The 16,774-nt window shown below is 67.8% G+C and carries 16 protein-coding genes; 7 read left to right on the top strand and 9 right to left on the bottom strand.

Features of this window, described 5'->3' with window-relative positions; all coding sequences use genetic code 11:
* Positions 1-37 precede the first annotated feature (37 nt).
* Complete coding sequence (locus AB0G20_RS03945) at positions 38-349, bottom strand: DUF6412 domain-containing protein (protein ID WP_361295336.1); 312 nt, start codon at positions 347-349, stop codon at positions 38-40.
* 223 nt (positions 350-572) lie between these two features.
* Here AB0G20_RS03945 and AB0G20_RS03950 point away from each other — a divergent pair, with 223 nt between their 5' ends.
* A complete protein-coding gene (locus AB0G20_RS03950) occupies positions 573-2,048 on the top strand; it encodes a beta-1,6-galactanase (RefSeq protein WP_361295338.1) in 1,476 nt (491 codons plus the stop codon).
* Positions 2,049-2,172: 124 nt separating this feature from the next.
* Entirely contained in the window at positions 2,173-3,189 is a 1,017-nt protein-coding gene (locus tag AB0G20_RS03955) for an SEC-C metal-binding domain-containing protein (protein WP_361295341.1), read from the top strand.
* Between the two features lie 326 nt (positions 3,190-3,515).
* Here the strand turns inward: AB0G20_RS03955 and AB0G20_RS03960 are convergent, their stop codons facing one another.
* A complete protein-coding gene (locus tag AB0G20_RS03960; RefSeq protein ID WP_361295344.1) occupies positions 3,516-4,628 on the bottom strand; it encodes a DUF3578 domain-containing protein in 1,113 nt (370 codons plus the stop codon).
* A gap of 177 nt (positions 4,629-4,805) precedes the next feature.
* Here AB0G20_RS03960 and AB0G20_RS03965 point away from each other — a divergent pair, with 177 nt between their 5' ends.
* Positions 4,806-7,970 (top strand): DUF3427 domain-containing protein, encoded by a 3,165-nt coding sequence (locus tag AB0G20_RS03965; protein WP_361295347.1) that lies wholly within the window; start codon positions 4,806-4,808, stop codon positions 7,968-7,970.
* 4 nt (positions 7,971-7,974) lie between these two features.
* On the opposite strand, the gene AB0G20_RS03970 is transcribed toward AB0G20_RS03965, so the two are convergent.
* Positions 7,975-8,622, bottom strand: coding sequence for an ATP-binding protein (locus tag AB0G20_RS03970; protein ID WP_361295350.1), 648 nt, complete (start codon positions 8,620-8,622; stop codon positions 7,975-7,977).
* 216 nt (positions 8,623-8,838) lie between these two features.
* Between AB0G20_RS03970 and AB0G20_RS03975 the strand changes: the two genes are divergently transcribed.
* Entirely contained in the window at positions 8,839-9,684 is an 846-nt protein-coding gene (locus AB0G20_RS03975) for a helix-turn-helix transcriptional regulator (protein WP_361295353.1), read from the top strand.
* A gap of 35 nt (positions 9,685-9,719) precedes the next feature.
* Positions 9,720-9,899: a DUF397 domain-containing protein gene (locus tag AB0G20_RS03980; protein WP_361295824.1), complete on the top strand. Its 180-nt coding sequence runs from the start codon at positions 9,720-9,722 to the stop codon at positions 9,897-9,899.
* 11 nt (positions 9,900-9,910) lie between these two features.
* Here AB0G20_RS03980 and AB0G20_RS03985 read toward each other — a convergent pair whose 3' ends face one another.
* The 5 genes from AB0G20_RS03985 to AB0G20_RS04005 all read right to left on the bottom strand — a co-directional run bounded on the left by AB0G20_RS03985 (position 9,911) and on the right by AB0G20_RS04005 (position 12,335).
* Positions 9,911-10,261 (bottom strand): hypothetical protein, encoded by a 351-nt coding sequence (locus AB0G20_RS03985; RefSeq protein ID WP_361295356.1) that lies wholly within the window; start codon positions 10,259-10,261, stop codon positions 9,911-9,913.
* 14 nt (positions 10,262-10,275) lie between these two features.
* Positions 10,276-10,680 carry a VOC family protein gene (locus tag AB0G20_RS03990; protein ID WP_361295359.1) on the bottom strand — a complete coding sequence of 135 codons (405 nt, stop codon included), beginning with the start codon at positions 10,678-10,680 and terminating at the stop codon, positions 10,276-10,278.
* Between the two features lie 72 nt (positions 10,681-10,752).
* Positions 10,753-11,238 (bottom strand): MarR family transcriptional regulator, encoded by a 486-nt coding sequence (locus AB0G20_RS03995; protein WP_361295362.1) that lies wholly within the window; start codon positions 11,236-11,238, stop codon positions 10,753-10,755.
* A 95-nt stretch (positions 11,239-11,333) separates the two neighbouring features.
* Positions 11,334-11,792, bottom strand: a complete 459-nt coding sequence (locus AB0G20_RS04000) for a DUF2267 domain-containing protein (protein WP_361295365.1) — start codon at positions 11,790-11,792, stop codon at positions 11,334-11,336.
* 117 nt (positions 11,793-11,909) lie between these two features.
* Positions 11,910-12,335 carry an Hsp20/alpha crystallin family protein gene (locus AB0G20_RS04005; protein WP_361295368.1) on the bottom strand — a complete coding sequence of 142 codons (426 nt, stop codon included), beginning with the start codon at positions 12,333-12,335 and terminating at the stop codon, positions 11,910-11,912.
* Positions 12,336-12,504: 169 nt separating this feature from the next.
* Here AB0G20_RS04005 and AB0G20_RS04010 point away from each other — a divergent pair, with 169 nt between their 5' ends.
* Positions 12,505-12,807: a hypothetical protein gene (locus tag AB0G20_RS04010; protein ID WP_104779710.1), complete on the top strand. Its 303-nt coding sequence runs from the start codon at positions 12,505-12,507 to the stop codon at positions 12,805-12,807.
* A 328-nt stretch (positions 12,808-13,135) separates the two neighbouring features.
* Positions 13,136-14,572 carry an alginate lyase family protein gene (locus AB0G20_RS04015; protein ID WP_361295827.1) on the top strand — a complete coding sequence of 479 codons (1,437 nt, stop codon included), beginning with the start codon at positions 13,136-13,138 and terminating at the stop codon, positions 14,570-14,572.
* A 658-nt stretch (positions 14,573-15,230) separates the two neighbouring features.
* Here the strand turns inward: AB0G20_RS04015 and AB0G20_RS04020 are convergent.
* Positions 15,231-16,751 carry an MFS transporter gene (locus AB0G20_RS04020; protein WP_361295371.1) on the bottom strand — a complete coding sequence of 507 codons (1,521 nt, stop codon included), beginning with the start codon at positions 16,749-16,751 and terminating at the stop codon, positions 15,231-15,233.
* Between the last annotated feature and the right edge of the window lie 23 nt (positions 16,752-16,774).

Genomic DNA, 16,774 nt, shown 5'->3' on the forward strand with positions numbered 1-16,774 from the left:
ACGACCCGCGCGGGGTCACCTCTGTGTGGATGTGCCCCTACGCGACGGTCGCCCGGAGGGCGTGACCGGGTGCCCGGGGCCGGGTACGGCCCCGGGCGTCGGGGTCGCGTTGCGGCAGGAAGGCCGTACGGAGATCACGGTCGCGGATGGCCGTACGCACCCGCGTACGCGGCACGGCGGGCGCGCAGCGCGAGGCGACGAGGGCGCACAGCGCGAGGGCGGACGAGGCGGCGGCGGTCGCGGCGAGCGCGACGGTGGCGGAGAGGCTGCCGGTGTCGAGCAGCGCCACCTCGACGAGCAGGAAGAGCAGCGCGAGGGCGGGACGCAGAGTCGCCCACTTCCGGTTCATCGGCTGCCCCTCCTCTCGTACGTGTGTATGTCCTGTTGTTCGTTATACAGGATCACCCCCGCGAGCGTGTCCGCGACTTCGTACACGGGTTTGAGGAAGGTTCGTCAGAACTCTCGACAACCCACCCGCCACACCCGATGCTTCTCGTCACCGACAACGGGACACCCCCTGCGACGCCGGGCCGGGGACCGGCGTCTGCCCTCAACTCCCTTACGGAGGAGCCGTGATCCGACGCAGAAGCCTGCTGGCCGCAGCAGGCGGTACGTTCCTCGGCAGCGCCCTGGCGACGGGCACCGCGCACGCGGACGCCACGATCGCCGTCAACCCGTCGACGACGTACGGCACCTGGGAGGGCTGGGGCACCTCCCTCGCCTGGTGGGCCAACGTCTTCGGCGCCCGGGACGACTTCGCCGACCTGTTCTTCACCACCAAGTCCGTGACGTACAACGGCCGCTCCCTTCCCGGCCTGGGCCTCAACATCGCCCGCTACAACCTCGGCGCGTGCAGCTGGAACAGCGTCGGCGGCGAGACGATGGTCAAGTCGCCCAACATCCCCGCCTTCAAGCAGATCGAGGGCTTCTGGCAGGACTGGAACAACGAGGACCCCACCTCCTCGGCATGGAAGTGGTCGGCGGACGCCAACCAGCGCGCGATGCTGGTGAAGGCGACGCAGCGGGGCGCGATCACCGAGTTGTTCGCCAACTCCCCGATGTGGTGGATGTGCGCCAACCACAACCCCTCCGGCGCGGCGGGCGGCGGCAACAACCTGCAGACCTGGAACTACCGCCAGCACGCCTCCCACCTGGCGGCGACGGCCCTGTACGCGAAGAACAACTGGGGCGTGAACTTCGCGACGGTCGACCCCTTCAACGAGCCGGCCTCCACCTGGTGGACCGCGACCGGCACCCAGGAGGGCTGCCACATGGACCCGGCGGTCCAGGCGGCCGTACTCCCCTACATGCGCAGCGAGTTGGACAAACGCGGCCTCACGGGCCTGCGCATCGCCGCCTCGGACGAGACGAACTACGACACCGCCCGCTCGACGTGGGCGTCCTTCAACTCCTCCACCAAGGCCCTGGTCTCCCAGGTCAACGTGCACGGCTACCAGGGCTCGGGCGGCCGCCGCGACCTCCTCTACACGGACGTGGTGACCACCTCCCGCAAGAAGCTGTGGAACTCCGAGACGGGCGACAGTGACGGCACGGGCCTGACCATGGCGTCGAACCTCTGCTACGACTTCCGCTGGCTGCACCCCACGGCCTGGTGCTACTGGCAGGTCATGGACCCGTCGACGGGCTGGGCGATGATCGCCTACGACGCGAACACCCTCCAGCCGACCACCGTCCAGACCAAGCACTACGTGATGGCCCAGTTCAGCCGCCACATCCGCCCCGGCATGACGATCATGGACACGGGCGTGAGCTACGCGGTGGCGGCGTACGACGCGACGAACCGCCGCCTGGTGATCGTCGCCGTGAACACCGCCACCTCCGCCCAGACCCTGACCTTCGACCTCTCCCGCTTCTCGACGGTGACGGGCGGCTCCGGCGGCCTGGTCCCCCGCTGGAACACGGTCACGACGGGCGGCAGCGACCTCTATACGGCACGCTCCGACATCCGCCTGTCCGGCAAGTCGGTAAGCATCCCATTCGCGGCGAAGTCGGTCCAAACCCTGCACATCGACGGCGTGACGCTGTAGGTCTGCGGCGGCGGTTCGGGGCGAACCGTGAAATCTGGGTGGCGAGCATGGGAAGTCGGGAGGCCGGGTGGTCTGGCCTGCGCATCTCTCACGCTCGTCACCTGCCGGCAGTACGGTGTCCCCCATGCGCCCCGACACGCCTGCCGAAAACGTCGACCACACCGCCGAGGCGGCACGCCTGGAGCGGACCGCCGGCCTGTATCCCGAGGACGCCGAGGCCCTGCTGCTGCGGGCAGCGGCCCACCTGGAGCTCTCCGGCGACCGCCCCACCGCCTCGACTCTCTACGACCGCCTCCTCGCCTCCCCCGACGGCCTGGAGAACCCCCACCTGGTACGGGCGCTCAAGGCCTCGAACCTCTGGGAGTACGGCCACGAGGCCGAGGCCCGCGCGATCATCGAGGGCGTCCGGGTGGCGTCCCCCAAGGACCCGGCCCCCTGGGTGATCGTCGCGGAGTCCCTGGAAGCCCACGACGAACTGGAAGCGGCCCACGAGACGTTCACGGAGGCCGTGCACCGCCTCCTGACGGACGTCGCGGAGCCCCCCTACGCCACCCACCCCCTCCTCTTCGGCCGCCACCGCGTACGGCGCATGCTGGGCAGGTCCCACGACGAGTGGGACGCCCTGGCGGACACCGTCCACTCCCTCCCGATCACCCTGGACGAACTCCACGACCCCAAGCGCGTGTGGTCCCTGGGCTCGGAGAACCCTGCGGAACTGGAGGCGGAGATCCTCCGCCTCCGAGCAGAACTGGGCGCGTACCGGGAGGCCCTGTCCCGCCCGTTCCCGGTGGCGATCCTGCACTGGCCGGCGGGCGAGCTCACGGAACTCCTGGAGGCGTATCCGTCGCTGTCGACGGAGTACCCGACCCACGAGGAACACCTCGCGACCATAGAGACGGCCCTCCGCGAACTGTCCTCCTCCGGCACCCCGAACCTGGGCATCGTCACGGGCACGGTCCCGTCCTACGAGGCCTTCGCCGCCTCGGAACTCTCCTCCCCGGGCGACGCGACGCTCCTCCCTCAGTACGCGACGACACTTGCGGCACGAGGGCGGGCGGTGGCGTGGCCGCCGCAGCAGGGGGCGGCTTGCTGGTGCGGCTCGGGCGCGACGTACGGCCAGTGCCATGGCAGCGCTGCCTGATTTCCGACTCCACGTCCCCCTGCGGGTCGCCGCTGAGCCAACCCGGCGTGCGCGGAACCGCTGACGCGCCCGTCACGCCGGGCACCTGCACACCGCACTGGAGCGCCACCGACCCTGGACCCCGCTTCCCCGGGCCGCCCGCTCGCTTCTCTCCCGTGCTGGAGCGGCCCGGGTCAAGGGTGGCCCGCAGGGCCATCGGCGCAGCCGACGCGGAACGCAGCGCAGCGGAGTGAAGCGCCCTTGGGGCGGGGCGCGGAGGGACGACACTGGCCGAGAAGCGGGTGGCCACTACGGCAACTGAATGTCGCCGGGGTTCGTACGCCTGGTCAGGCTCCTACGGCCAGATCCCATGAGACGGCCGTGGGAGAACCCACCCAAGCCCCGCCTTCAGCGCGCCAGATGGACGCGATGCCGTGTTCCTCTAGGTACTCGGCATAGTGCCCTATTCCTTCCGTGAAGAGGGCCACAAGGTGCGGCTTCGGCTCGCCGCGCTTCTGGTGCCAGTAGAAGCTGTACTCATAAAGCTGCCCCACGGCCTCACGAACGGCCTGGGTCGCGTTGCCCCGCTTTATGGCCTTGCCCTCCACAAGCCAGGAGCGTTGCTGATCCACGATGGGGCGACGCAGGACCAGGTCCCGCGGATACATACCCTGTGTGATCGGTTGATACCCACGCGTGACGACGTGAAGGCCGAAGTCCTTGATGAGCTCTTCGTGGTGACGTTCCCTGCGTCGACGGCCGCCCTTGATGTGGACGTAGTAGTCGCTGCTGTCATTCGGACGGAAACCGTCGAGGGGGTCATCGCCTAAGCGGTGACTTTCACCCTCGTAGACGATGGGCTCGTTCTCCCTCGGCTGTTGGAGCCAGACCCGATGGCTCGCGGCAGCGTCGCGGAGAAGCAGAGATGCCATATGGAGCTCCTCTGCGAGGACTTCCTCCGCTGGCATGCTCGCAATCTCGTACCGGCGGGCTGCCACGCTCGCTGCCTCGTACGCCCGGGGGCGTTCGAGCTTGGAGCGGAAGGCCGGCGTGTGGGCCCAATGCATGGCCAGCTCGGGTTCTATACCTGCCCTGAGGTGCCTTGCTCGCCGCCGCAGTTCCCTGAGCCGGTCGCCCAGCTTGGGGTACTCATCCGAGAGCTTCGTTACGCCCTGCTGCAACGTGAGAGTCACGGAGGCCAGAGTCGAGTCGAAGATGTAGGCGAGGTACAGACCCTCTTGGGCCTGCATATTGATCGACTTGCCAAACACGCCGATCCACGGAGTGCTGCTCGCAGATCCCTTCCCTCCGTACCCCGAGGCGACGAAGCCATGGGGCAACGGCAAATCGGACATCCCCTCGACCTCCCGAAGGAGGTCTTGGGCTGACACGCCGTTAGCCGAACCAGCCTTCGGGTCGTAGGTCTCCGCTATGCGTATGAGCAGGTCACGTAAGTGCACACCCAAAACGTAACTCGAAACGATCAGTTATGTCGCTAAAAAGATCTACGTCGCGCATCCTGACGACCGACCCTGCCCAGCCCTGGACACTGTTTGCCCACCCCGGGGCCCCTTGTCAGTGCCTCTTGGTAGAACAGCCTCATTGTCGATCGTCGCGATCAATCGGGGGAGCCTGCTGTGTCTGAGAGCCGCACCGACATCTCTGCCCCAGCGGATGGACTGTACGAGCAGCTGATCACGCTCCGCTTTGAGCAGCAGTTGAAAGAGCTGGTCAGTCTCGGATGGCATCCGGTCAGCGAGGCCGTAGGGCCCGAGTCTGTGCCACACGTCCTAGCGCGGCACGTTGGGGGGACGGTTCGGCGTGTGTTGCAGAACCTTCCGGCAGAGGAGCGGGTCCACGCGGCGAACCACATCTTGGAGTCCCTCAGCACACTGCACGGCGCCAAGGAGTGGGTGGACCTGATCGCAGACGGACCACGCCAACTCCTCGCGATCACCCGGCAAGAGGCACCCGGCGTCTTTGCCGTACGCCCAGGTATCCCGCTCTCCGATGCTGCTCTGATCACCAACTCGCCGGAAGACCCGAGCCTCGGCTTCGAACTGCGCGCGGAACTCACCACCGCTGACCGGGTGGACCTGCTGTGTGCCTTCGTGAAGTGGCATGGACTGCGGATCCTTGAGCAGTCGTTGAAGGCAGCCCATGCACGAGGGGTACCGATACGGGTCATCACGACGACCTACATCGGCGCAACCGAGCGGCGTGCGTTGGATCGGCTAGTGGAAGAGTTCAACGCTCAGGTCAAGGTCAACTACGAGACCCGCTCGACGCGGCTGCACGCCAAGGCGTGGCTGTTCCGCCGTGAGAGCGGATACGACACGGCATACGTAGGGAGCTCCAACCTGTCCAAGGCTGCGCTTCTCGATGGTCTGGAGTGGAACGTCCGACTCTCCTCTGTCGCCACACCCGACGTGATGCGCAAGTTCGAGGCCACCTTCGACGCCTACTGGAGCGACCCGTCCTTCGAGACGTACGACCCGAGGGCCGATGGCGAACGCCTACAGGAGGCCCTAGCGATTGCGGACGGTACCTCGGCGACGTCCGTGGCCCAGCGCAGGATCACCTTGTCAGGGCTGGAGGTACGACCGTATCCCCATCAGCGCGACATGCTGGAGCGGCTCGAAGTCGAACGAGAAGTGCACGACAGACACCGGAACCTGCTGGTGGCGGCAACAGGCACAGGCAAGACCGTGATGGCAGCGCTCGATTACAAGCAACTGCGCAAGAAGCACGGCCGTGACCTGCGGATACTCTTCGTCGCCCACCGTAAAGAGATCCTCGATCAGTCAATGAGGACCTACCAAGACGTCTTGGTGGACGCGAACTTCGGCGAATCGCTACACAGCGGTGAAATCCCAGAGCGTTGGTCGCATGTCTTCGCTAGCGTGCAGTCGCTGAGCTCAAAGGGCTTGGATCGCCTCGCCCCGGATCACTTCGACGTGATCGTCATCGACGAGTTCCACCACGGCACGTCACCGACCTACCGTAAGATCCTCGATCACTTCCAGCCGTTGGAGCTCCTAGGGCTCACGGCCACACCTGAGCGTATGGACGGCAAGAACGTTCAGGACGAGTTCTTCGACGGCCGGATCGCAGCCGAAATGCGCCTGTGGGAGGCGCTCGAAAACGATCTACTCAGCCCTTTCCACTACTTCGGAATCAGCGACTCCACAGATCTCAGCACGGTGGAGTGGAAGCGCGGGACGTACGACCCAGCAGCGCTGAGCAATGTGCTGTCGAGCAACGTCAGACGTGCCAGGCTAGTTGTGAAGGCCGTGCGCGAGAAGCTGTCCGATCCCAGCACCATGCGAGCGTTGGGGTTCTGCGTGTCAGTAGCCCATGCTCACTTCATGGCTGAGGTCTTCAGAACGGCCGGCCTCGCGGCCATCGCTCTGTCTGGGGAGACGCCGGCCGAGCAGCGCAAGCAGGCGTTGAAGGACCTGGCATCGGGCACGCTCCAGGTGATCTTCTCGGTCGACCTCTTCAACGAAGGCCTCGACATCCCGGACGTGGACACGCTGCTGCTTCTGCGTCCCACCTCCAGCGCCACGGTGTTCTTGCAGCAGCTAGGGCGCGGACTCCGCCGGTCCGAAGGCAAGGCAGTGCTCACGGTACTGGACTTCATCGGACAGCATCGCAAGGAATTCCGTTTCGAGACCCAGTTTCGCGCCCTCACCAACCTGACTCGTAAACGGCTGCTCGACCACATCGAGCATGACTTCCCCCAGCTCCCCTCCGGCTGCCAGATCATCCTTGAAGAGAAGGCGAAGAAGGCAATCATCGCCAACATCAAGGATCAGATTGGCGTCAACGTCACGGCACTAGCACACGAAGTTGCGGACTATGCCGAACCGAGGCTCAGTCGCTACCTGGAAGAGAGCGGCCGTGAGCTCAAAGAGCTCTACCGAGGGAACGGCAACTCATGGACCGGTTTGTTGCGCCGTGCGGGGCTCCTGCAAATCGAGGCACCCGAAGGTGAAGCAGCACTCCTCAAGCGCGTCCCTGCGTTTCTGCACGTGGACGATCCACTGCGTGTTGCGGCGTACACCCGACTGTTGGAAGATGACGCGCCTGCCTATAGCGAGCTCGATGAGCAAGGACAGGCGTATGCCCGCATGCTCTTCTTCCAGCTCTGGCCCCTCGGCGGTGTGACCCGCAAGGGCTTCGCGAGCTACGACTCTGGTTTCGCTGCACTGCGCAAGCAGCAGGCCGTGCGGAGCGAACTCCGCCAGGTGTTGGCGTATAACCTCGCCCACACAGAGCACATCCCGATTCCGCTCCTCGGAATCGGTGGCGACACGGGAATCCCGCTGACCATCCACGCCTCGTACAGCCGCGAGGAGATCTTGCCTGCTCTGGGCCAGTCGACCATCGGCGGCTTCATGCCTGGCGATTTCCGCGAGGGCGTGAAGTGGTGCGAGTCCATCAAGACCGACGCCCTACTCATCACCCTGGAGAAGGATGAGAAGGACTTCTCCCCACAGACCCGCTACCACGACTATGCCCTCAGCGAGACCCGCTTCCACTGGGAGTCCCAAAACCAGACCTCGGAGACCTCTCCCACGGGCTTGCGGTACCAGCGCCACGCCACAGATGGCAGCCACGTGCTGCTCTTCGTGCGTCGTTACAAAGCCACGGACATCGGCGGCGCCCAGCCGTGGATGTTGCTCGGACCTGCCGACTATGTGGAGCACACGGGCAGCAAGCCGATGGCTATCACCTGGCAGTTGAAGCACCCGATCCCGGCCGACGTCTGGACGTACTCAGCAATCGCTGCCGGGTGAAGCCTCACAACTGCTGACGCGGAGCGGCGTACTCGGCCTCGAAGCGCATCTGTGCTCGGTCGAGCATGTCGTCCGCGTCTCGGCCGTGGGCTCGGAACCAGTGGAGAAAGTCGGTGATCGCCGCGATCACCGTCTCCTCCGCCACGGTCGAGGTCAGTCTGCTCGCACCAGCTCTGCGCCGTGGCTGCGCAGCGGCGGCGTAGTGGCGCAGAAGGGCCTCGGCCCGAATCACGCTGGAGGCTTCCACGTGGCCGTGGGCCGTGGCTAGTTGCGTCGTCAGCTCGCACCACGTGACCTTGTGATCGGGGCGTAGCAGCACGCCCCAGCGGTCGGCGACGGCGTCCACGAGAGCCAACCCTCGCCCCGCCTCGGAGTCCGTGCTCGCGTCGCGGAGGGTGGGCAGCGCACGCGTGTCAGGGTCGCGCACCTCGATGCGCAGGTGCGTGCCCGTCATGAAGACGGCCAGGGTCGCGGGGGTACCGGGCCCGACATGCGTGATGACGTTGGACACCAGCTCGCTGACGCACAGTTGGGCTTCGTCGACGAGGTCGTGCAATCCCCACACGCCCAAGCGCAGCCGCATGATCCGGCGCAGGGCCGCCACTTCCGCGGGTTCGGCCGTGAAGGCGATGTCCCATGGCTTGCGTGGCATGCAGGCTTCCTGACTCACGCGGACCCCTTTCGTCGCGGTTGGCACCGCATCGGCAGCGCAACGTCACGGATGCTCACGGTGAGTTGCGTCGGTGACCAGAGTGCTGGGAACGCATCCCGTTCTGCAATGTGCAGGAAGGGATTCCCACTTCTGAGTGATTGGCAAGCACATCCCTTGGCGCGAGACTGAACGCTCGCTATTGGAAAGAGGGTTGAGATGGCCGGATCACCCACGGCACGCCGTCGGCGCCTCTCGATCGAGCTGAAGAAGCTCCGCGAGAAGAGCGCCCTCACCTGCGCCCAGGTCGGCGAAGCCCTGGATTGGAGCGGCTCCAAGGTCAACCGGATGGAGACGGGCAGCGGACGCGTCCAGCCCTCGGACATCGATGCCCTGTGCCGCTTCTACGGCACGAGCGACGAACTGCGCGAGTTCCTCAAGTCACTGGCCCGGCAGGCGAAAGTACGCGGTTGGTGGCAGGTCCACGGCGCCGGCGTGCCCGAGTGGTTCAACATCTACATCGGCCTTGAGCAGGACGCCTCAACCTTCCGCCAGTACCAGTGCGAGGTGGTACCCGGCCTGATGCAGACCGAGGTGTACGCGTCCGAGCTGCACAAGGCCGGGGCACATATGTCCGTGGAGGACATCGCGAAGGCGGTACGGGTGCGCATGGAACGCCAAGCCATGCTGCGGCAGGCGGATGCTCCGGATGCCTGGTTCATCGTGAACGAGGGCGCGCTGCGCCACGTCATCGGTGATCGCGCCTTGATGCGGGAGCAGTTGGAACGAGTCCTTGAGACGGCCGAGCTGCCGACGGTGACCTTGCAGGTCCTCCCGTTCGACTCAGGGACCTGTCCCACCACTGGTTCGTTCACCCTGCTGGGTTTCCCCGCCCCGGAGGATCCGGACATCGTGTATCGGGACGGCATTACTGATGCCGTGTATCTGGAGGGCGAGCATCATGTACGTGAGTACACGAGGGCGTTCGACGGCCTGCGAGCGGCGGCCCTGAGTCCTCAGCGCTCGGCCCTGTTGATTGAGTCGATCTTGAAGGATTACGCGTAGTGATATTGCCCGAGTCCGGCGGCGGCAGCCGTCTGGTGTGGTTCACGTCGTCGTACAGCAACGGCGCCGGAGGCGAGTGCGTCGAGTGTGCGCTCACCGGTGATGGCGCTCTTGTTCGCGACTCGAAGAGGGCAGAGGCGCACGTGATCGCGGTGAGCAGCGATGCGTGGCGTTCTTTCATCCAGACCGTGAGGCGCGTCAGTACGAGGCCCTGACCCGGCGAGACCTAGCTCAGCCCCTTCTCGAACCGGTACTGCGCGACCAGTTCCTCCCACTCTTCTTCGTCGCCCTCGCTCACAGTGATGGTCCGCGGCTCTCCCACGAGGGCGCGTACCCGGTCTGCCACCTGTGTGGCCTGGCCGCTGGACGTATACACGCCCAGGACGAGAGTGGTGGAGTCGTCGGCGTCCTCGCCGGCGAGGGTGAAGCTCCAGGGGACCTCGCACGGCGGTGCATGGTCGGGGTCCGGGCAGAGGAGGCCTTCGATCGGGTCTTGGAGAGCGAGGGCCTCCTCCGAGCTCGGGCATCCGTGGATCCTGATCTCGTACACCCGTGGTTGGGCTTCGGCCGGTGACACGCGCTCCTCCTGGTTCAGCTCAGCGGGTTCTCATCCGTATGGGTCGCATCCAGTTCTCCCCGTTCGATGCAGAACTCGTTGCCCTCCGGGTCCGCCATCACGACCCAGCCTCGGCCGTTCGGGAGGGTGCGGTCCGTCAGGATGTGGGCGCCCAGGGATACGGCGCGTTCGACCTCCTCGGAGCGGGTGCGGCCGGTGGGGCCCATGTCGAAGTGGATCCGGTTCTTCGTCGTCTTGGCTTCGTCGACTCTGACGAAGAGGAGGCCGGGCGCGCCGTCCGGAAGTTCGACCAGGACCTCGTCATCCCCCGGCTTGTCGATGTCGGAGATGGGGTGGCCCAGGAACTCGGACCAGAAGCCGGCCAGTTCGTAGGGCTCGCCCGTGCAGTCGAAGGTGATGTGGCGGATGGTGGGGTTCAACGGCTTTCTCCCTCAGGGGTGTTCTGCGAGGTGCGTCTCGCAGGATGCGTGGGGAGGCCGGGGCCTGTCGAACTATTTGGGGTTCTCGGGGAGGTTTCCGTTGCCGCCCAGGTTGGCGACCATGCGGCGCAGGACGTTGATCGTCGTGATGAAGTCGGCCTGGGTGATGCCGTCGTGGGTCCGGTGGTGGACGCGGAGGTTTCGTTCCCGGGCGCGGAGGCGGCCGGCCTCGCCCTCCTCGGTGAGGGTCATGGCGCCCGTCGCGTCCTGGGTGAGCCAGCCCCGGGCGATGAGGTCGTCGTAGACCGCGTCGAAGTCGGTGTTCTGGTCGTCGTAGGGGGTCAGGCGGTCGGTGAGGGTCGCGCGGGTCCAGTGGCCGGGTGCGCCGGAGGCGTGGTTGAGGGTCCACCAGTGGGGCTGGGTGAGGTTCTCCACGGCCAGTTGGCCGCGGATGGCCCCCACCACCCTGCGGTAGGCCTCGCCGGTCCAGGCGCCGATCGGCTGGGCGGCCAGCTCCTCCGGGGAGTACTCCTTGAGGTTCTCGGTCTGTGCGCTCATGCGGTCAACGTAGGACCTCAAGCAAACTTGAGGTCAAGGAACGGCCACCCCTTCGCCTCAAGGGGTGGCCGTCTTGCGCACTGCGCTGCGCGAGCCTACGACGCCGGGGTCAGGTCCGCCCGGCCGAACAGGAGGGCGTAGCCGGGCGGGAGTTGGGCCAGGATGCGGGTCACCAGGGCGTCGCCGATGAGGGGCGGCAGCGCGCTGAGGACCGAGCTGACGTCCCAGCGGGCTGTGGCGGGGGTGGCTCCCGGGGATCGGGAGGCGACCGAGTCGACGAACTGCGCGGCCGTCAGCCGGTGCGTGGCCGGGATCTGGGCGGCGATCAGCCGGGCGGCCTCTTCGGGCAGGGCGCGGGCGAGGTCGACCCGTTCGTCGCCGGTGACGTGGGTGCCGAGGGCGGCCAGGACGGTGCGGGTGACCTGCTCCGCCTTCGTCCGGGTGGGGTAGAGGCCCGTTTCGCGGACCGCTTCGATCAGCTGGGGCCAGCCGTTGTCGTCGTCGGTGTGGGGGACGCGGCCGGTCGTCACACGGGGCACCGTCGTCGTGCTCATGTGTGGGGTTTTCCTCCGAGTGTGTGCGTGGGTGCGGGCGTGGGTGTCGCGCCGCCGGGGGGGGATCGTGCCGGCGGCGCGACCTGTGTACGGGCGGTTGCCGCGGTGCCGCGGGGGTCAGCTGCCGATCTGCCTGCGCGCGTCGCCGCCCGTGATCTGGATGCGGCGGGGCTTGGCCTGCTCGGCCACCGGGATGCGCAGGGTCAGGACGCCGGCCTCGTAGGAGGCGTCAATGCGCTCCGTGTCGAGCGTGTCGCCGAGGAAGAGCTGGCGCGTGAAGGTGCCGGTGGGGCGCTCGGCGACGAGCGGTTCCGCGCCTTCGGGGGCGGCGGACCTGCGCTCGGCTCGTACGTTCAGGACGTTGCGCTCGACGTCCAGCTCGATCGTCTCGGGGTCGATGCCGGGGAGATCGAAGTGGACGAAGAAGTCGTCCCCGGAGCGGTAGGCGTCCATCGCCATCGCCGACGGGCGGCTCGTGGCGGGGCCGAAGACCTGCTGGGTGAGTCGGTCGAGTTCACGGAAGGGGTCCGTGCGCATGAGCATCACTGGTCACTCCTCTCTTCAGGTGCAGTGGGTGCGATGCCCTACGGTCTGCGTCTTCTTATATAGCTCGGAGGAGGAAACTTGACAAGCCTGGGCTCAGGTTCGGGTTTCCGAAGCCTGCGGGCTAGCCTCAAGATCCCGACCGGGGCGTAGGACGCAGGAGGCAGGTATGGCGAAGGTTCCCAGTGCGGTGGTCGCCGCGAGCGGGCTCGTGGGCGGGTACGGCGTGGCCCGCTGGACCAGGCAGCGGCCGCTCGGCGGGGTCGTGCTCGCCGTGGCCGGGGTGGCGGCCGCGCGGCAGTGGCGGCAGCAGGCCGGTGGGGTGGCCGCGGGGGCGTTGTCGGCCGCGTATGTCGCCGCCTTCGCCGGGTCTCATCCGCTGGCGAAGAAGGTGGGTGCCTGGCCTGCCGTGTTCGGGGTGGCGGGGGCCGTGGGGCTGGCGTCGTGGGCGGTCGCGGACCGGCGCGGGTGACCGGCTGATCTCGGTGAGCCGGCGCAGCCGGCCGGCTCATCTCGGCGGACACAGCAAAGAACCCGGCCCTGAATCCCAGGGCCGGGTTCTTGTCGGAGCGCCGGGCAGGCCTTGCACCTGCATTTCCCCACAGGAAGTGGGGCGTCTTTCCTTGGACCACCAACGCACTGTCCGCCGACCGGAGTTCCGGCGACTGGACGCAGATCAACTATAGCGCAGTTTCTGTTATCGCCCACGCCGTCCGGCCGTCTCCTCACCGTCCCCCACAGGTACGCGACTTACGAGGCTGAGGTACGACGAAGTGACACGACAGATCAGCCGCCGGAGCATGCTGAAGGCAACGGGCATCGGCATCGGTACCGGTATCGGTGCGACTGCGCTCGCCACCCCGGCCGGCGCTGCCGACGCCCCTCTCGCTCACCCCGGGCTGCTGCACACCCGTGCCGATCTGGACCGTATGGCGGCCAAGGTGAAGGCGGGTGCCAGACCGTACGCCGCCGGGTTCGCCAAGCTCACCGCCAACCGGCATGCGCAGAGCGGGTGGCGGCCGAATCCGCAGGCCGTCGTGTACCGGGGGTCGGGTACGCCCCAGAACTACGCGATCCTCTACAACGACATCCACGCCGCGTACCAGAACGCCCTGCGCTATCACGTCAGCGGCGAGGAGGCGCACGCCGACACCGCCGTGGCGATCCTCAACGCCTGGTCGGGGAAGCTGACCCGGCTGGAGGGCAGTGCCGATCGGTTCCTGGCGGCGGGGCTGTACGGGTATCAGTTCGCCAATGCCGCGGAACTGGTGCGTGGGCACGGGGACTTCGATCTCGGGCGAGCGCGGGAACTGATGCGGAGCGTCTTCCACCCGCTGAGCGACGACTTCCTGACCCGGCACAACGGCGCCGTCGTCACCAACTACTGGCCCAACTGGGACCTGACGGCCATCGCGTGCGTGCTGGCGACCGGGATCTTCTGCGACGACCGGGCCGTGGTCGAGCGGGCCGTGGAGTACTTCAAGCACGGGGACGGCATGGGGTCGGTCAGACACGCCATTCCCGTCGTCCACGAGGACGGGCTCGGCGAGTGGGTCGAGGCCGGGCGGGATCAAGGGCATGCGCTGCTCGGGGTCGGGCTGATGGGCACGGTGTGCGAGATGGCGTGGAACCAGGGGATCGATCTGTACGGGTACGACGACAGCCGGTTCCTCAAGGGCGCGCAGTACGTGGCCAAGTGGAGCCTGGGCGGGGATGTGCCGTACACGGCCAACACGCGGCGGAAGGGGGCGATCGGGGGATGGTCGGGGAGCGAGACCGCGTCCGGTGTCGCGGGCGTGGATCCGGGGATGACCCGGCCCATCTGGGCGATGATCGCCAACCACTACACCAAGCGGCGGGGGTTGGCGGCGTCGTACCTCACGCGGGCGGCTGCCAAGGCCGCGCCTGAAGGCGGGGGTGGGGATTACGGGCCCAACAGTGGGGGGTTCGACCAGCTGGGGTTCGGGACGCTCGCGTTCACCCGGGACCGGATGGAGGAGGCGGTCGGGGGCCCCTCGCCGAGTCCGAGTCCGACTCCGAGTCCGTCCGGTGGGTCACGGCGGGCCGAGGGTGTCCGGCCGCAGGCGTCGGCGTCTCCGGTCGCCGGGGACGACCTTGCCGCGACCGGTTCCGGGGATGTTGCGGGCTGGGCCGCGGCGGCGGGGATCGGCGCTGTGGCCGGCGGGTTGCTGTTGCTGCGGAGGCGTGACCAGGTGCGGCGGAGTCCGGGCGAGTAGCGGCTGGGGCGTTGCGGGGGCCGCGGGGACCCCGAGGAGGCGGGGCGGCGGCTGTTGGGTCGCTCCCCCGTGGGCACAGCGTGCCGACAGTCGACTCGCCTGCCCGTGGTCGCTCACTCGTAGCCGCAGGCGTCGACAGCCGGCTCGCTCGATCTCCCGCGGCCGCGAGGCGACGGCAGTCGGTCACCCACCCGCACCCCCAGGCGAGACGCTTGGGGCACCCGCCCGCGCCCGCGAGGCGACGCCAGTCGGTCACCCACCCGCGGTCGCGCGGCGACGCCGGTTGGGCCCACCCGCGGCGAGGGCGCTGCTCCTTGGGTCGGATTGGCCCTGCGGCCCGACTGGCCGCGGCCAGGGCCGGTACGCCGCCCCGCGATACCTGCCCAGGCCGACCAGCGCGTACCGGCAGAAACGGCCGCCCGCGACCCAGCAGCCGCAGGCAGACAGCACCGTGCGAGCGCGGCAACTGCTCCGCGCTCGCACGTGCCGTCCGCCGGGTGGACCGTGGCCGCACTCCGACCGTCGGACCCGGGTGCCGGACCCGACCACCGGCCCCGACCGCAGGGCCCAGCCGCAGGAACCGACCGCAGGACCCGACCACCGGCCCCACCCGCCGGACCCGACCACCGGCCCCAGCCGCCGGCCCCAGCTGTCGGCCCTACGCCGTCGCCGCCCGAGTCCCCTCCGCATCGGGCCCGCCCTCGGAACCGTCGGCCCTCCCGCCGCCGTCCGCCGCCGTCAGCGGCTTGGCGATGTCCTCCAGGGAGCGGCGTTCCGCGCGCACCGCGAGGAGGGCCGCCACCAGACCCGCCAGGCACATCAGCGTCGCGCCGATCGAGAAGGCGAGGACCGTGTCGCCGACGACACCGGATTCCGTGAGCTTGGCGAACAGGAGCGGGCCGCTGATGCCGCCGGCGGCCGTGCCGATGGCGTAGAAGAACGCGATCGACATGGCGCGGGTCTCCATCGGGAAGACCTCGGAGACCGTCAGGTAGGCGCTGGAGGCGCCGGCCGAGGCGAAGAACAGGACCGCGCACCAGCAGGCCGTCATCGTGTTCGCACTCAGGGAGCCCTGGTCGAAGAGCCAGGCCGTGCCGAACAGGAGCAGGCCCGAGACCAGGTAGGTGCCGGAGATCATGATGCGGCGGCCGACCGTGTCGAAGAGCTTGCCGAGGAGCAGCGGGCCGAAGAAGTTGCCGATGGCGATGACGGCGAAGTAGTAGCCGGTGTTGCCGCTCGGGACGTCGAAGAACGTCGTCAGGATCGCTCCGAAGCCGAAGGTGATCGCGTTGTAGAGGAACGCCTGGCCGATGAAGAGGGAGAAGCCGAGGATCGCGCGCCTGCGGTAGTCGGAGAAGACCGTGCGGCCGATCTCCAGGAAGGAGACGCTGCGGCGCTGGTGGATGGTGATGTCGCCCTCGGGGCGCGGCAGCGGATCGTCCCGCTCCTCCTCGATCTTGCGTTCGATGGTGGAGACGATGCGTTCCGCTTCGCCGTCGCGGCCGTGGATCAGGAGCCAGCGCGGGCTCTCGGGGACGTGCCGGCGGACGAGGAGGATGACCAGGGCGAGGACCGAGCCGAGCGCGAAGGTGAGGCGCCAGCCGACGTTCGCCGCGAAGATGTCGGTGTCCAGCGCGACGATCGACAGCAGCGAGCCGAAGACCGCGCCCAGCCAGAAGCTGCCGTTGATCATCAGGTCGACGCGGCCGCGGTACTCCTTGGGGATCAGCTCGTCGATCGCGGAGTTGATGGCCGCGTACTCGCCGCCGATGCCGAAGCCGGTGAGGAAGCGGAAGAGGAAGAACCACCAGGTGTCGAAGGAGATCGCGGTGAGGGCTGTGGCCGCCAGATACACCGCGAGGGTGATCATGAAGAGTTTTTTGCGCCCCCATTTGTCGGTCAGGCGGCCCCAGAAGAGGGCGCCCAGGCAGGCGCCCGCCACGTAGAGGGCTGCCGCCATGCCGGTGACTTCGCCGGAGGTGATGGGCAGGCCGCTGCCGGGTTCCGACAGGCGGCTGGCGATGTTGCCGACGACGGTGACTTCGAGACCGTCGAGGATCCACACGGTGCCGAGGCCGATGACGATCGTCCAGTGCCAGCGCGACAACGGGAGGCGGTCGAGGCGGGCGGGGATGTCGGTGGTGATGGTTCGGCCGGTCCCGGCCTGCGCGGTTCTCATGGGCTCCCTCCACGTCGAGCGAA

The sequence above is a fragment of the Streptomyces sp. NPDC024017 genome (assembly GCF_040638895.1).
Classification (GTDB): domain Bacteria; phylum Actinomycetota; class Actinomycetes; order Streptomycetales; family Streptomycetaceae; genus Streptomyces.

What these genes read in the sequence shown, in the direction of transcription:
- AB0G20_RS04020 (WP_361295371.1), bottom strand. Translation starts at nt 16,751, where the DNA reads ATGAGAACCGCGCAGGCCGGGACCGGCCGAACCATCACCACCGACATC.
- AB0G20_RS03975 (WP_361295353.1), top strand. Translation starts at nt 8,839, where the DNA reads ATGGCCGGATCACCCACGGCACGCCGTCGGCGCCTCTCGATCGAGCTG.
- AB0G20_RS04010 (WP_104779710.1), top strand. Translation starts at nt 12,505, where the DNA reads ATGGCGAAGGTTCCCAGTGCGGTGGTCGCCGCGAGCGGGCTCGTGGGC.
- AB0G20_RS03970 (WP_361295350.1), bottom strand. Translation starts at nt 8,622, where the DNA reads ATGCCACGCAAGCCATGGGACATCGCCTTCACGGCCGAACCCGCGGAA.
- AB0G20_RS04005 (WP_361295368.1), bottom strand. Translation starts at nt 12,335, where the DNA reads ATGCTCATGCGCACGGACCCCTTCCGTGAACTCGACCGACTCACCCAG.
- AB0G20_RS04000 (WP_361295365.1), bottom strand. Translation starts at nt 11,792, where the DNA reads ATGAGCACGACGACGGTGCCCCGTGTGACGACCGGCCGCGTCCCCCAC.
- AB0G20_RS03955 (WP_361295341.1), top strand. Translation starts at nt 2,173, where the DNA reads ATGCGCCCCGACACGCCTGCCGAAAACGTCGACCACACCGCCGAGGCG.
- AB0G20_RS04015 (WP_361295827.1), top strand. Translation starts at nt 13,136, where the DNA reads ATGCTGAAGGCAACGGGCATCGGCATCGGTACCGGTATCGGTGCGACT.
- AB0G20_RS03945 (WP_361295336.1), bottom strand. Translation starts at nt 349, where the DNA reads ATGAACCGGAAGTGGGCGACTCTGCGTCCCGCCCTCGCGCTGCTCTTC.
- AB0G20_RS03995 (WP_361295362.1), bottom strand. Translation starts at nt 11,238, where the DNA reads ATGAGCGCACAGACCGAGAACCTCAAGGAGTACTCCCCGGAGGAGCTG.